The organism is Pseudomonas sp. G5(2012) (genome assembly GCF_000408945.1).
GTDB lineage: Bacteria > Pseudomonadota > Gammaproteobacteria > Pseudomonadales > Pseudomonadaceae > Aquipseudomonas > Aquipseudomonas umsongensis.
The window spans coordinates 124,353-137,903 of record NZ_APIO01000059.1; the positions used below are offsets into that span (position 1 = coordinate 124,353).

The 13,551-nt window shown below is 59.6% G+C and carries 14 protein-coding genes and 1 pseudogene; 7 read left to right on the plus strand and 8 right to left on the minus strand.

All coding sequences use genetic code 11. The annotated features are described in order from the left end of the window. The first annotated feature begins 51 nt into the window (after nt 1-51). Nucleotides 52-1,290: an MFS transporter gene (locus PG5_RS18705; RefSeq protein ID WP_042955498.1), complete on the plus strand. Its 1,239-nt coding sequence runs from the start codon at nt 52-54 to the stop codon at nt 1,288-1,290. 6 nt (nt 1,291-1,296) lie between these two features. On the opposite strand, the gene PG5_RS18710 is transcribed toward PG5_RS18705, so the two are convergent. After that, complete coding sequence (locus tag PG5_RS18710; protein ID WP_020798685.1) at nt 1,297-1,848, minus strand: DJ-1 family glyoxalase III; 552 nt, start codon at nt 1,846-1,848, stop codon at nt 1,297-1,299. Between the two features lie 68 nt (nt 1,849-1,916). Beyond that, nucleotides 1,917-2,366 (minus strand): DUF4879 domain-containing protein, encoded by a 450-nt coding sequence (locus tag PG5_RS18715; RefSeq protein WP_020798686.1) that lies wholly within the window; start codon nt 2,364-2,366, stop codon nt 1,917-1,919. A gap of 220 nt (nt 2,367-2,586) precedes the next feature. Between PG5_RS18715 and PG5_RS18720 the strand changes: the two genes are divergently transcribed. Continuing rightward, nucleotides 2,587-3,882 carry an NCS2 family permease gene (locus tag PG5_RS18720; protein ID WP_020798687.1) on the plus strand — a complete coding sequence of 432 codons (1,296 nt, stop codon included), beginning with the start codon at nt 2,587-2,589 and terminating at the stop codon, nt 3,880-3,882. Next, nucleotides 3,879-4,958 carry a tRNA (uridine(54)-C5)-methyltransferase TrmA gene (gene trmA / locus PG5_RS18725; RefSeq protein WP_020798689.1) on the plus strand — a complete coding sequence of 360 codons (1,080 nt, stop codon included), beginning with the start codon at nt 3,879-3,881 and terminating at the stop codon, nt 4,956-4,958. Before PG5_RS18720 ends, trmA begins: the two co-directional genes overlap by 4 nt. A gap of 54 nt (nt 4,959-5,012) precedes the next feature. On the opposite strand, the gene PG5_RS18730 is transcribed toward trmA, so the two are convergent. The 3 genes from PG5_RS18730 to PG5_RS18740 form a co-directional block, all read right to left on the minus strand. Beyond that, a complete protein-coding gene (locus PG5_RS18730; protein ID WP_020798690.1) occupies nt 5,013-5,459 on the minus strand; it encodes a DUF2442 domain-containing protein in 447 nt (148 codons plus the stop codon). Further along, nucleotides 5,456-5,884, minus strand: coding sequence for a hypothetical protein (locus PG5_RS18735; protein ID WP_033040932.1), 429 nt, complete (start codon nt 5,882-5,884; stop codon nt 5,456-5,458). The genes PG5_RS18730 and PG5_RS18735 overlap by 4 nt, the downstream gene beginning before the upstream one ends. A gap of 217 nt (nt 5,885-6,101) precedes the next feature. Beyond that, nucleotides 6,102-6,308 (minus strand): 4-oxalocrotonate tautomerase family protein, encoded by a 207-nt coding sequence (locus tag PG5_RS18740; protein ID WP_020798692.1) that lies wholly within the window; start codon nt 6,306-6,308, stop codon nt 6,102-6,104. Nucleotides 6,309-6,414: 106 nt separating this feature from the next. Here PG5_RS18740 and PG5_RS18745 point away from each other — a divergent pair. The 3 genes and pseudogenes from PG5_RS18745 to PG5_RS18755 all read left to right on the plus strand — a co-directional run bounded on the left by PG5_RS18745 (nt 6,415) and on the right by PG5_RS18755 (nt 8,839). Beyond that, nucleotides 6,415-7,324 (plus strand): annotated as a pseudogene (locus PG5_RS18745) (LysR substrate-binding domain-containing protein). A gap of 202 nt (nt 7,325-7,526) precedes the next feature. After that, on the plus strand, nt 7,527-7,976 hold the full coding sequence (gene aroQ / locus PG5_RS18750) for a type II 3-dehydroquinate dehydratase (protein WP_020798694.1): 450 nt from the start codon (nt 7,527-7,529) through the stop codon (nt 7,974-7,976). Continuing rightward, a complete protein-coding gene (locus tag PG5_RS18755) occupies nt 7,973-8,839 on the plus strand; it encodes a shikimate dehydrogenase (protein WP_020798695.1) in 867 nt (288 codons plus the stop codon). Before aroQ ends, PG5_RS18755 begins: the two co-directional genes overlap by 4 nt. Before the next feature lie 82 nt (nt 8,840-8,921). Here the strand turns inward: PG5_RS18755 and PG5_RS18760 are convergent, their stop codons facing one another. From PG5_RS18760 to PG5_RS18770, 3 genes are all read right to left on the minus strand, one after another. Beyond that, on the minus strand, nt 8,922-9,599 hold the full coding sequence (locus tag PG5_RS18760) for a TetR family transcriptional regulator (RefSeq protein WP_020798696.1): 678 nt from the start codon (nt 9,597-9,599) through the stop codon (nt 8,922-8,924). Between the two features lie 102 nt (nt 9,600-9,701). Continuing rightward, on the minus strand, nt 9,702-11,603 hold the full coding sequence (gene quiC / locus PG5_RS18765) for a 3-dehydroshikimate dehydratase QuiC (RefSeq protein WP_020798697.1): 1,902 nt from the start codon (nt 11,601-11,603) through the stop codon (nt 9,702-9,704). Between the two features lie 301 nt (nt 11,604-11,904). After that, nucleotides 11,905-12,132: a hypothetical protein gene (locus PG5_RS18770; RefSeq protein WP_033043186.1), complete on the minus strand. Its 228-nt coding sequence runs from the start codon at nt 12,130-12,132 to the stop codon at nt 11,905-11,907. 66 nt (nt 12,133-12,198) lie between these two features. On the opposite strand from PG5_RS18770, the gene PG5_RS18775 reads away from it, so the two are divergent. Next, nucleotides 12,199-13,536 (plus strand): MFS transporter, encoded by a 1,338-nt coding sequence (locus PG5_RS18775; RefSeq protein WP_020798699.1) that lies wholly within the window; start codon nt 12,199-12,201, stop codon nt 13,534-13,536. Nucleotides 13,537-13,551: the final 15 nt, after the last annotated feature.

A 13,551-nucleotide genomic window follows, 5' to 3' on the forward strand; every position in this document is an offset into this window, starting at 1 on the left:
GTTACAGGTTGGTGATAACCTCGCCCTTTCCCTTCCAAGACTTGCCTTCAAATGCCGAGCCAAGAGCCCTTGCTGTTACGTCGCCATCGCCCTTTCATCGCCTTCTGGCTGGCCCGGGTCTTTACCGCCAGCGGCTTTCAGATGCTCACCGTGGCCATTGGCTGGAACCTCTATCAACTGACCGGCAACGTACTTGACCTTGGCCTGGTCGGGCTCGTGGAGTTCGCACCGCGGGTACTGTTCATGCTGCACACCGGGCATGTCGCCGATCGCTACGATCGACGCAAGGTCGCGGCCATCTGCCAATCGTTGCAAGCGCTGATCGCCTTGTCGCTGGCGATCGGCAGCGCAACCGACCATGGCACCCGGGAAATGATCTTCATCCTCGCGTTCCTGCTCGGCGCCGCACGCTCCTTCGAAATGCCGACCACTCAAGCCTTGCTGCCGAGCATCGTGCCCAGTGCACTGTTCCCCCGCGCCGTGGCCGCCGCGCAATCGGCCCAGCAATCGGCAACCATCGTCGCCCCGGCACTCGGTGGTTTGCTCTACGCCTTCGGCAGCGTCTGGGTGTATGGCCCGACGGTGATCCTGTACATCATTGCCTGCGCGCTGATGCTCAACCTGCCCGCCCGGCAAACGCCCCTGAACAAGGGCAAGGCCACACTGGATTCACTGTTGGCGGGTATCCGTTTCATCCGCAGTCGCCCGGACATTCTCGGGGCCATTTCCCTTGACCTGTTCGCGGTCCTGCTGGGAGGTGCGACCGCGTTGCTGCCGGTGTTTGCCAAGGACATTCTGTTGACCGGGCCTTGGGGGCTGGGCCTGTTGCGATCGGCACCGGCGGTGGGCGCGTTGCTGATGTCGCTGTTCCTGGCGCGATTTGCGGTGGAACGCAATGTCGGGCGGGTAATGTTCACCGCTGTGGGCGTGTTCGGCGTGGCGACGATCGCCTTCGGCCTGTCGACCTCGTTCTGGTTTTCCCTCGCCGTCCTGGTGGTGCTGGGCGCCGCTGACATGATCAGCATGGTGATCCGCGCATCCTTCGTGCAACTGGAAACCCCAGACGAAATGCGCGGCCGGGTGAGCGCCGTGAATGGCCTGTTCATTGGCGCTTCGAACCAGTTGGGCGAATTCGAATCCGGCCTGACCGCCCACTGGTTCGGCACCGTGCCGGCAGTGGTCATGGGCGGTATCGGCACGTTGGTGGTGACAGGGACCTGGATGAAGCTATTCCCGACCCTGGCCAACCGCGACCGGATGCATGTGCCGATGGAAGAGGTGAAGGCCTGAGGCTCGTTACACCAACAACTCCCCCGCCACCATCGCCCGCGTGGCTTTGCCGCATAGCTGCTCCACCAGCGTCAGGGCAAATGCCAAAGCGCCACCCGAGCCTTGGGCTGTGATGCAGTTGCCGTCGACCACCACCGGTTGATCGACGAAGGTGCAGCCCGACAGTTGATGGCTGGCCGAGGGCAGGCAAGTCATGCGCCGCTGGCGTAGTACGCCAAAGGTTTGCAGGGCTACCGCGGGCGCTTCGGCAATACCGGCGAACAGGCGCCCCGCCGCGGCCTGGTCCTTGATCAGTTGTTGCAGGGGTTGGTGGGCGGTCAGATGTTGCGTCCCTACGGCACCGCCTGGCAGGACTATCAGGTCGAACGGCTGGGCCAGCAAATCCACCAGCATGGCATCGCACGTCAAGCGCGTGCCTCTTGCACAGGTGAGCATGCGCCGCCCTTCGATGCTGGCGACCACCACCTCGACCTTGGCGCGGCGCAATACATCGATCAAGGTCACGGTCTGCAGGTCATCGGTGCCCTCGGCGAGGGTAATCAAGGCTCGAAAAGTCATGGGAACAATCCACGGAATAGTTCCTAAAGCGTAGTCAGCTTTCCTGACGCTTGTTCGGGCCCCTGTCGTTACTTGATGTAAAGCTGGGTCGACATTGTGTTGCCCGGTGCGTTGATCGAGGTGTTGCTGAAGGTGAACGTACCCTCCTGCTTACCCGCCAGATTGAAAATGTACAGGTTGCCGACGACCTTGGTCCTTTGCGAGCAGTCGGTCAGGTTGCCGTTGTCATAGGCACAGACCGGTGTGCGGGTTCCATCCACTTCGAAGCCATCCAGCGCGACGTGGGGCTGGCTGCGCCCGTAGCCGACTTCCAGTACGTAGATCCTGATGTTCGGGCCCGCGTGGTTGCAGCGGGTCTGTGCCTGCCCTTTGTCAATCGTCTCAAAACCACAGCCTGGCGACTCGACCTTAAGCACCTTTACCTCGGTCAACGGCGGTGCCGGTGCCGCCGTCGCGGGGTGTGCCACCAGCGACAATGCCATCAAGACACCGGACATGATTTCCAGACGCTTTGTCATCCCGTTACCACCACAAAAAACCAGCGCGCAGTATGGCTGGTTTGGATTAAACGCAAAACATCGACGACGATCACCGCCATAGGCAGCCATAACCCCAAGCTGCTGGTATGATGCGCGGCTTTTTCCGGCCCACAGTAATTTCCCAGGCGCGTTCAGCGGTCTGTGCTTTGCTGTTGAGGTCGATACATTCACGGCGCCGGGCGCGCCACGGGGAGCAGACATGCTGGAAAGGCTGTTTCAACTCAAGGCACATAACACCAACGTGCGGACCGAGATTCTGGCGGGCGTCACCACCTTCCTGGCCATGGCCTACATCCTGTTCGTCAACCCGAGCATCCTCGGCGAGACTGGCATGGATAAGGGCGCGGTGTTCGTCGCCACCTGCCTGGCAGCCGCCATTGGCTCCGCGGTCATGGGCCTGATTGCCAACTACCCGATCGCGCTTGCGCCGGGCATGGGCCTGAATGCCTTCTTCACCTACACCGTAGTCCTGCACATGGGCCATACCTGGCAAGTGGCGCTGGGTGCGGTGTTCATCTCGGCCGTGTGCTTCTTCCTGCTGTCGATCTTCCGCATCCGTGAGTGGATCATCAACAGTATCCCGCTGCCGTTGCGTTCGGCCATTGCCGCCGGTATCGGCCTGTTCCTGGCGCTGATCGCCCTGCACAACGCCGGCATCGTGGTCAGCAACCAGGCGACCATGGTCGGCCTCGGTGACCTCAAACAACCGGCACCGATCCTCGCGACCCTCGGCTTCGCCCTGATTGTTGCCCTTGAAGCCCTCGCCGTGCGTGGTGCGGTGCTGATCGGTATTCTGGTGGTGACCATTGTTTCCATCCTGATGGGCTTCACGCCGTTCGGCGGCGTGATGTCGATGCCGCCGTCGCTGGCTCCGACTTTCCTGCAACTGGACATCAAGGGCGCACTGGACATCGGTCTGGTCAGCGTGATCTTCGCCTTCCTGTTCGTCGACCTGTTCGACAACTCCGGCACCCTTATCGGCGTCGCCAAGCGCGCCGGATTGATGGGCAAGGATGGCCACATGCCGAAAATGGGCCGCGCACTGATCGCCGACAGTACCGCCGCGATGGCCGGCTCCCTGCTGGGCACCTCGACCACGACCAGCTACATCGAATCCGCCGCTGGCGTGAGTGCGGGTGGTCGCACTGGCCTGACCGCCATCGTCGTGGCGATCCTGTTCCTGCTGGCACTGTTCTTCTCGCCGCTGGCAGCCAGCGTTCCCGCGTTCGCCACGGCGCCGGCACTGCTGTTCGTCGCCGTATTGATGACATCTGGCCTGGCCGAAATAGACTGGGACGACATCACCGTCGCCGCGCCGGTCGTCATCACCGCGCTGGCCATGCCGTTTACTTATTCCATTGCCAATGGCATCGCCTTCGGTTTCATTGCCTGGACCGCCATCAAGCTGATGTCCGGTCGTGGCCGTGAGCTGAATTCGGCGCTGGTGATCCTGTCGATCCTGTTCGTGATCAAGCTCGGTTGGTTCAACGCATGACTTTTGATTCCCAGGCCTACGCCGTCCAACTCGAAGACAAGGTCACGCGTTTGCGTGACCTGTTGGCACCATTCGATGCACCGGAGCCGGTCGTCTTCGACTCGCCGCTGCAGAATTTCCGCCTGCGCGCCGAGTTCCGCCTGTGGCGCGAAGCCGGTGAGCGTCACTACGCGATGTTTTCCCAGGAAGACAAGCGCACGCCAATCCTGATCGAAGAGTTCCCGATCGCCAGCCAACGCATCAATCAGTTGATGCCGCAGCTCAAGGCCGCGTGGCAAGCCAGTGCCGCCCTGAGCCACAAGCTGTTTCAGGTGGAGTTCCTGACCACCCTGGCCGGCGATGCGATGATCACCCTGTGCTACCACCGCCCGCTGGACGAGCACTGGCACACAGCGGCCTCGAAACTGGCTGCCGAGCTCAACGTCAGCGTGATTGGTCGGTCGAAGGGCAAACGCGAAGTCATTGGTCACGATTACGTCGTCGAGAAACTTGAAGTCGGCGGCCGCACCTTCAGCTATCGCCAGCCCGAAGGTGCCTTCACTCAGCCAAACGGCACCGTGAACCAGAAGATGCTCAACTGGGCATACGACGCGCTGGGTGATCGCGCAGACGATTTGCTGGAACTGTATTGCGGCAACGGCAACTTCACCCTGCCGCTCGCCACCCGCGTGCGCAAAGTGCTGGCGACCGAAATCAGCAAGACCTCGGTCAATGCCGCGCTGAGCAACCTCAGTGAAAACGCTGTGGACAACGTCACCCTGGTGCGCCTGTCTGCCGAGGAACTGACCGAAGCGCTGAACGAAGTGCGACCGTTCCGTCGCCTGCACGGCATCGACCTCAAGAGCTACGAGTTCGGCAGTGTCTTCGTCGACCCGCCCCGTGCCGGCATGGACCCGGACACCTGCGAGCTGACCCGACGCTTCGACAACATCCTGTACATTTCCTGCAACCCGCAAACCCTGGCGGACAACATCGCCCAACTGCACGACACCCACCGCATCACCCGATGCGCAATGTTCGACCAGTTCCCGTGGACGCATCACATGGAATCCGGGGTGTTGCTGACCCGTCGGTGATTGCAGAGGCCACAAACAAATCAGCCGTCATCACGACGGCTTTTTTGTGCCTGTTCAAAGGACGACATCGGCCTTGCGTGGACGTCCACCTTTTCTGCCATTGGCCCGAGCGGCTTCGGATTTTGCGCTGCTAATCTGTCGGCCATTGCGTGAGGCAATTACCGAGGCTGCCATGGCCATCAAAGACTGGCTCGCCGAAATCATGCCTGCGAGAGAGACATCCAGGTCTTTTTCTTCATGACACAGAGCAGTACCGTCGAAACCAACAGTCAGGCCGGCAAAATCCTTGGCCTCGAAATCATCGAACTCAGAATAATTCGCAACGGGCAGCAAGATGCCACCGCCATCTTCGAAGGTTATCGCCAGATACGGTGCCAGGAAGGTAACCGCCGTTGCTTGCAGGCCAGAGCTCCTGCGTGATTTCCCCCGCTCAATGGCTTCGTCCACGCCACGTTCTGTTATCGGCGTGTCTGCCTGAACTTTGGCCTTTACCGTTTTCATAACTCGATCTCCACAACTTCGTGCATACCTATCAGAGATAAGCGCGTCTTGTTCGTTTCAGATTCGTAGTGAGCTGATCCAATCATGTTGGTTGTACTGACAATTCCCTTCACCACAACGACTTCGTTGCTCTGCCAATCCCACAATTGATTTTCAAGACAGACCGTTCCGATCTTTCGCCACCAGATGCCACGCGCGCGCAACAAATGGACAGGTTGTTTGAGCGATTGACGCAAACCCTCAAGCACCGCAGCGGGTGGCCGGCGCGATAACGGAATGACGTCCCAGAGTTCGACATTGTTGTGCCAAAAGCTGAACTTGAATCGCGCACTCCACGCTCCAGCCTTCACATGCGCATGAGGTGGACAATGTTCATCACGCAACATGATCCGGACTGAAAGCCCCTTGTAGCTGTATATCTTCATGCTAACCCATCCGTTAGGTTATTGAGCCAGCAGGCTCGACATTCCCTGGTAAATCCGACCACCGGCACCTGGCGCTGAGTACTGAGTTCTCGTCTGAGCCTAGCGCTCAAGCTTGCGATCGGCGTGATGAACATCTCCGAAGAATCGTAAGCAATCCTTTCCTTGCCCCCACAAAAAAGCCGTCACAAAGGACGGCTTTTCAGTCTCGGGCCCACAATCACCCCGGCTGATTTTTCCGAAATTCAGTCGTGGTAATCCCCTTATACCCCCAGTTATCGGTATCGACTTCCTCGATCACGATGTGGGTCAGCTCCGGCGGCTTGCCGAGGACGCGCTGCAAGGTCTCGGTGATCTCGGCGATGACTTGGGCTTTCTGCTCCCGGGTTACGCCGTCACGGGTGATGCGTACGCTGACGAAAGGCATGCTGCTTCTCCTGCTCGCTCATTAAGTGAAGCTGACTGTATCTGCGTACGGGGCATTTGATAAATACTCATTCACAGACTTCATTTGATCCCCGGTGTAATCAATCATGCAGCGACAATTCGACGATCTTCAACTGGGCAGCATCGAGCTGTTTTGCCTGGCTGCCGAAGCTGGCAGCTTCACTGCCGCCGCGCTGGTGGCAGGGGTCACGCCGGCCGCGGTGAGCCGCTCGGTGTCGCGCATGGAAGAACGCCTGGGCGTGCGGCTGTTTGCGCGCACCACTCGCAGCGTAAACCTGACCGACAGTGGTCGGCGCTACTACGAAGAATGCCGCCAGGCATTGGCGCAACTGGTGGAAGCCCAGCGCGAAGTCATGGGCCAGCAACAGGTACCGTCAGGCACCCTGCGCATCAGTATCCCGACCACCTATGCCCATCACCGCATCCTGCCGTTGCTACCTGCCTTTCGTGCGCGTTTTCCGGCGGTGAAGGTCGAGTCGCACATCAGTAACCGCAACATCGATTTCGTTGGTGAAGGCTATGACATGGCGATTCGCGTGCGCGCGATTCCCGATTCCGGCCTGATCGCCCGGCAACTGGAAGACGCCGCGCTGGTGATGATTGCCAGCCCTGAATACCTCAAGCGTGCCGGTACGCCGCAAACCCTCGACGACCTGCAACAGCACGAATGCATTCAGTACGCTGCCCAGCAGTGGCCGACGCATTGCCTGGTTGTTCAGCGACAACGGCGTGCAACGGGAGATTCTGGCCGAGGGCAACTTCGTTTGTTCCGACGATGTGTTAGGTGGCGTCACCCTGGCGAAACATGGTGCAGGGTTGTTTCAGACCTATCGCTTTATCGTCGAAAAGGAATTGGCCGATGGCTCGCTGGTGGAAGTGCTCAAACCTTATGGGGGGCGTTCCCGGCCGTTTACCCTTCTCTACCCGCAAAGTCGCCACATGCCCCTGCGGTTACGGGCATTCATTGATTTCCTGGTCGAGCATTTGCCTCGTTAAAAGATCGCAGCCCGCGGCAGCTCCTCCAGGGAACGGGTTTCAAATATAGAGGCACCGCAGGCTTCGATCTTTTTTGTCCGATCACCGCACACATTACGCCCACCAGCGGGCTGTCCAATTGACCATATTAACCATCTGGTACATTTTATCTCCACAGGCTGAAACATCGGCCAATGCCAAAAATAATATGTGGAGAACACTGATGCCCCCTATCATTCTGGTACTCAACGGCCCGAATCTGAATCTGCTTGGCACCCGCGAACCGGCGACCTATGGCCATGAAACCCTGGCAGATGTTTCCGCGCTGTGCGGCCAAGCCGCCGAAGAGTTCGGCCTGGCGGTGGAGTTTCGCCAGACCAACCACGAAGGCGAACTGCTCGACTGGATTCATGCCGCCCGCGGCCGTTGTGCCGGGATCGTGATCAATCCCGCCGCCTGGACGCACACCTCGGTGGCGATCCGCGACGCGCTGGTCGCCAGCGAACTGCCGGTGATCGAAGTGCACCTATCCAACGTTCACGCCCGCGAGCCTTTCCGTCACCACTCCTTCGTCTCGGCCATTGCAACGGCGGTAATGGCTGGCTTCGGTAGCCATGGCTATCGCCTGGCCCTGGAGCATTTCAGCCAGCGTCTGAAGGGGCAAGCAGCATGAACCAGAACCAAACGGTATTGGCCGGACTGATCGGCGCCGGCATCCAGGCGTCCCGTACCCCGGCGCTGCACGAGCACGAGGGCGACGCCCAGGGCATGCGTTATCTCTATCGACTGATCGACCTCGATCAGTTGCAACTCGACAGCAACGCCCTGCCCGACCTGTTGACGGCCGCCGAGCGCATGAACTTCACTGGCCTGAACATCACCTTTCCGTGCAAGCAGGCGATCATCCCGCTGCTCGACGAGTTATCGCCAGAAGCCCGGGGCATTGGCGCGGTGAACACCGTGGTGCTGAAGGACGGCAAGCGCATCGGCCACAACACCGATTGCCTGGGGTTTGCCGAAGGTTTTCGCCGTGGTTTGCAGGGCGTTGCCGTTGAGCGCGTCGTACAAATGGGCGCCGGTGGCGCTGGCGCGGCCGTGGCTCACGCGTTGCTGAGCGAAGGCGTACGACAATTGAGTATTTTCGATGTGGAAATCAGTCGCGCGCAGAGCCTGGCTGACAATCTCAACCAGCATTTCGGCAGTAACCGCGCAGTGGCCGGCCATGATTTGGCACTAACCCTGGCCGAGGCTGATGGCCTGGTCAATACCACCCCCATGGGCATGAAAAAACTGCCAGGCATGCCGGTGCCGGTCGAGTTGCTTCGAGCTCAATTGTGGGTGGCGGAGATTGTTTACTTCCCACTGGAAACCGAACTGCTGCGCAATGCATGCGCACTGGGTTGCCGTACGCTCGATGGCGGGAACATGGCCGTGTTCCAGGCGGTGAAGGCGTTCGAATTGTTCAGCGGCGTGGTGCCGGATGCGCAGCGGATGCTGGAGCATTTTCAGAGCATGAATGGCTTATGCAATTTATAGGAGCCAGCTTGCTGGCGATGGCGATCATACAGACGCTATCGCCAGCAAGCCGGCTCCTATAAAGGAGATTCACCCAGCTTAATTACGCCTGCAGGTATCTCAGAACGGACTCGCAAATCATCTCCCGATGACGCTGCTTGATGCTTTCGTCCGGCAAGTCGATCTGGAAGATCTCGCCGAAGGTATGGCGGTTCGACACGCGATAGAAGCAGAACGAACTGATCAGCAAATGCACGTCCAGCGGGTCGAGGCCGGTGCGGAACAGCCCCTGTTCGGCACCGCGACGCAGGATCTCGCCCAGTGAATCGAGGATGGTGTTGTTCATCGCCTTGATCGCATCGGAGCGTTTCACGAATTCGGCGTTGTGAATGTTCTCGATGCTGACGATACGCACGAAATCGACATTGCGATCATGGTGATCGAAGGTGAACTCCACCAGACGCCGAATCGCCTCCACCGGCGCCAACTCCGCCAGGTGCAGGCGATTTTCGGTGCTGCGGATATCGCCGTAGAGTTTCTCCAGCACCTCGACGTAGAGCTGCTCCTTACTGCCGAAGTAGTAATAGATCATGCGCTTTGACGTGTGGATGCGCTCAGCGATGGCATCGACGCGAGCCCCGGACAGCCCTTGCTGAACGAACTCGACTATCGCTTCTTGCAAAATGTTCTCCCGGGTTTTCTCCGGGTTGTTCTTGCGACTCTTGCGCGGCTCGGCAATCGGTTGATCAGTTGCTGCGGAGAGTTCTGAAGTTATTGTCATTGCGGGCTCACGGCCATCACTGCACAGGCTGGCGATTATGAGCCGCGCCGCACAGTGAAGGAAGCCGTGCGGCAGCGGTTTGTCGGCGTAGTTACGATTTTCCTACAACTTTGCCTGACGCACGGCACCGCTGCGGGATTTGGCCATGGCCGCCAAGCGTACCGCCACGTTGGCCGCACCGTAACCGGCATAACCGTTCTTGCGCTGAATGATCTCGAAGAAAAACCGCCCCTCGAACGGCTCGGTGTACACGTGGAACAGTTCACCGCCCTGGGCATCACGGTCGTACAGCACGTTGTAATAGGCCAGCTCGCTAAGGAATTCGTCATCGAAATCGAAGCGTGCCGCCAGGTCATCGTAATAGTTGAGCGGAATATCCAACAGCGGCACGCCTGCCGCTTTCGCCCGACTGACTTCGGTAAAGATGTCGTCGCAATCAAACGCGATGTGGTGCACGCCGGAGCCGCGATAACTCGACAACGCGTGTGAAATGGCGGTGTTGCGGTTTTCGGAAATATTCAGCGGCAGACGGATCGAACTGTCGCGACTGCGCAGCGCGCGGCTCTTCACCAGACCATAGGGATCGGGCAGCACCACTTCGTCGTCAGCCTCGAAATCCAGCAGGCTCTTGTAGAACAGCACCCAACTGTCGAGGCTGTCGGCGGGCAGCGCCATGGCCATGTGGTCGATGCGCTTGAGGCCGCCGCTGCTCACCGCAGCCGGCTGCAGGTTGAAGTCGGTCCCATAGACATCGGCGTCTTGATCGACGAGGTAAATCAGGCTGCCATCCGGCGCGCGCACGGCGGCCAGTTCCAGTTCATTGGGGCCGACCAGTCCGCGATACGGCTGGCCTTTGTAGGCCACCGCCCGGGCCAGCGCGCTGGCACTGTCCTTGACTCGCACGGCAGTGGCGCACAGCGATGGTCCGTGCGCCTCGAAGAAACTGTGGCCGAACGAGTAAGGTTCCGAGTTGAGGATCAGGTTGATATCGCCCTGGCGCAGCAGGCTGACGCTCTTGGAGCGATGCTGCCCGGCCTTGACGAAACCCAGCCGCTCCAGCCAATGGGAGAGCTTGGCGCCGAGGCTTTCGTCCACGGCGAATTCGAGAAACTCGATGCCGTTGTATTCGCTGGCCTTCGGTGTCTCGAACAGGATCTCGGGGTTGCCGGCAGGCTTGGCCTCCTGGGCCAGGCGCTCGCGGGTTTTCTCTTCCAGGTACAGCAACGAGCGCAAGCCGTCAGCAGCGTTGGCCCGTGGCGGTGCGGCGCGGAAACCGTCGTTGAAGATCTCCAGCGACAATGGCCCGGTGTAGCCACTCTTGATGATCGGCGCGAGGAAACCAGGCAAATCGAATTCGCCCTGGCCCGGGAAGCAACGGAAATGCCGGCTCCACTCAAGCACATCCATGGCCAGGATCGGTGCATCGGCCATTTGCACGAAGAAAATCTTGTCGCCGGGAATCTCGGCGATAGCGCTCGGATCGCCCTTGAGCGACAGCGTATGGAAACTGTCGAGCAACACGCCGAGGCTCGGGTGATCGGCCTGACGGACGATGTTCCAGACTTGCTGGTAGGTGTTTACGTGACGCCCCCAAGCCAGCGCTTCGTAACCGATGCGCAGACCACGCGCGCCAGCGTGTTCAGCCAGCAGGCGCAAATCATCGACTAAAACCTGCTCATCACCGATGGAATCGGCCGAGGCGTTGCTGCACACCAACACCAGGTCGGTGCCCAGCTCCTGCATCAGGTCGAACTTGCGCTCGGCCCGCTCCAGATTGCGTGACAAGCGATCACGGCGGCAGCCTTCGAAGTCCCGAAACGGTTGAAACAGGGTGATGGCGATCCCGAGATCGGCACACATCTGTTTAATTTCCCGCGGGCTGCCGTCGTAGTAGAGAAGGTCGTTCTCGAAGATCTCGACGCCATCGAAACCGGCGGCGGCAATGGCTTCGAGTTTTTCCGGCAGGGTACCGCTCAAGGACACGGTGGCAATGGAACGCTGCATTTTTTCGACTCCCGGTGGTGGAGGCAATCTTGTTAGGGGCATCGCACGCTTGGCTCTGTGTAGGAGCTGCCGGAGGCTGCGATCTTTTGACTTGGCTTATTAAGATCAAAAGATCGCAGCCTTCGGCAGCTCCTACGGAGATCGCGTTTAGCTTTGAGTGAATTATTGGCTGCGAGATCTCTCACAGCAATTTAAAGTGTACTACCCAGTTAGTTTTGCGTGCGATTATCGAACAGAATGGGCTTTAGCGAATTGACGATTTTTTGCTCAATGCGCAACATCAACACCACATTGAGTCCGGTCAACCACCGACGGCCTCAGTTACCAACGACCCTGAACACCACATAAAAATTTCAAAAACCGGGTATATGCTCATGCGCTCATTCAACGCCTCGTTCACTCGAACCACCGTCATTACGCCCTGCCTGGCGTCCATCCGAACCTTGCGCACCGCCGGCACTCCCGTGCCGCTCGCTGAATAAACCGTCAGCCGACGAAACCAGCCGATCAGTCCTGCGCCCATCGCCATCGATTGATCACGCGCCCTTGAAGTCCCGACGAGCCTTGCTTGTCAGTCATTGAACGGATGGCACATATGAATCCTGCACCTAGCTCACGCATGGCTCCGGCCATGAGCGCTGCCTCTGGCGGCATCGGCGACAAAATCCGCGGCGCCATGGCTGTCGGCAAAACCCGTTGGGGCATGCTGGCGCTGGTGTTTTTCGCCACTACCCTGAACTACATCGACCGCGCCGCCCTCGGCGTCATGCAGCCCATCCTGGCCAAGGAAATGAGCTGGACGGCGATGGACTACGCCAACATCAACTTCTGGTTCCAGGTCGGCTATGCCATCGGTTTCGTGCTGCAAGGCCGCTTGATCGACCGGGTTGGCGTCAAGCGCGTGTTCTTCTGCGCCGTGCTGCTCTGGAGCCTGGCGACCGGCGCTCACGGCCTGGCCACTTCGGCGGTCGGCTTCATGGTCTGCCGCTTCATTCTCGGCCTGACTGAAGCCGCTAACTACCCGGCCTGTGTGAAAACCACGCGCCTGTGGTTCCCGGCTGGCGAGCGCGCCGTGGCCACCGGCATTTTCAACGCCGGTACCAACGTCGGTGCAATGTTCACTCCGATGCTGCTGCCGCTGATCCTCCATGTATGGGGCTGGCAGGCTGCGTTCCTGTGCATGTCGGCACTGGGCGGGATCTGGCTGCTGTTCTGGGGCCTGAAGTACTTCAACCCGGAAGATCACCCACGCGTCAAACAATCGGAACTGGACTACATCCAGAACGAAGTGGAGCCGGAACAAGCCCGCGTCCCCTTCTCGAAAATCCTGCGCATGCGCGGCACCTGGGCCTTCGCCCTCGCCTACTCGATCACGGCGCCGGTGTTCTGGTTCTACCTGTACTGGCTGCCACCGTTCCTCAATCAGCAATACAACCTGGGCATCAACGTGACCCAGATGGGCATTCCGCTGATCATCATCTACCTCACCGCCGACTTCGGCAGTGTCGGCGGCGGGATCCTGTCCTCGTTCCTGATCGGTCGCGGCGTCAACCCGATCAAGGCGCGCCTGATGTCCATGTTCCTGTTCGCCTGCTGCATCATCGGCGTGATCATGGCCGCCGGCTCCAGCAATCTTTGGGTGGCGGTAGCCGCGATCTCCTTGGCCATCGGTGCGCACCAGGCCTGGACCGCGAACATCTGGAGCCTGGTGATGGACTACACGCCCAAGCACATGATGAGTACCGTGTTCGGCTTCGGCGGCATGTGTGCGGCGATTGGCGGGATGTTCATGACCCAGTTGGTCGGCCACATCCTGACCATCACCAACAACAACTACACCGTGTTGTTCACCCTGATCCCGGCGATGTACTTCATCGCGCTGACCTGGATGTACTTCATGGCACCGCGCAAGATCCCGAAAGTAGAAGACTGATGTTCCCTCGGCGCA

Coding starts and splice junctions, on each gene's coding strand:
- PG5_RS18740 (WP_020798692.1), bottom strand. CDS start 6,308: ATGCCTTTCGTCAGCGTACGCATCACCCGTGACGGCGTAACCCGGGAG.
- PG5_RS18760 (WP_020798696.1), bottom strand. CDS start 9,599: ATGACAATAACTTCAGAACTCTCCGCAGCAACTGATCAACCGATTGCC.
- PG5_RS18715 (WP_020798686.1), bottom strand. CDS start 2,366: ATGACAAAGCGTCTGGAAATCATGTCCGGTGTCTTGATGGCATTGTCG.
- PG5_RS18730 (WP_020798690.1), bottom strand. CDS start 5,459: ATGAAAACGGTAAAGGCCAAAGTTCAGGCAGACACGCCGATAACAGAA.
- aroQ (WP_020798694.1), top strand. CDS start 7,527: ATGCCCCCTATCATTCTGGTACTCAACGGCCCGAATCTGAATCTGCTT.
- PG5_RS18775 (WP_020798699.1), top strand. CDS start 12,199: ATGAATCCTGCACCTAGCTCACGCATGGCTCCGGCCATGAGCGCTGCC.
- trmA (WP_020798689.1), top strand. CDS start 3,879: ATGACTTTTGATTCCCAGGCCTACGCCGTCCAACTCGAAGACAAGGTC.
- PG5_RS18735 (WP_033040932.1), bottom strand. CDS start 5,884: ATGAAGATATACAGCTACAAGGGGCTTTCAGTCCGGATCATGTTGCGT.
- PG5_RS18770 (WP_033043186.1), bottom strand. CDS start 12,132: ATGGCGATGGGCGCAGGACTGATCGGCTGGTTTCGTCGGCTGACGGTT.
- PG5_RS18755 (WP_020798695.1), top strand. CDS start 7,973: ATGAACCAGAACCAAACGGTATTGGCCGGACTGATCGGCGCCGGCATC.
- PG5_RS18710 (WP_020798685.1), bottom strand. CDS start 1,848: ATGACTTTTCGAGCCTTGATTACCCTCGCCGAGGGCACCGATGACCTG.
- PG5_RS18720 (WP_020798687.1), top strand. CDS start 2,587: ATGCTGGAAAGGCTGTTTCAACTCAAGGCACATAACACCAACGTGCGG.
- quiC (WP_020798697.1), bottom strand. CDS start 11,603: ATGCAGCGTTCCATTGCCACCGTGTCCTTGAGCGGTACCCTGCCGGAA.
- PG5_RS18705 (WP_042955498.1), top strand. CDS start 52: ATGCCGAGCCAAGAGCCCTTGCTGTTACGTCGCCATCGCCCTTTCATC.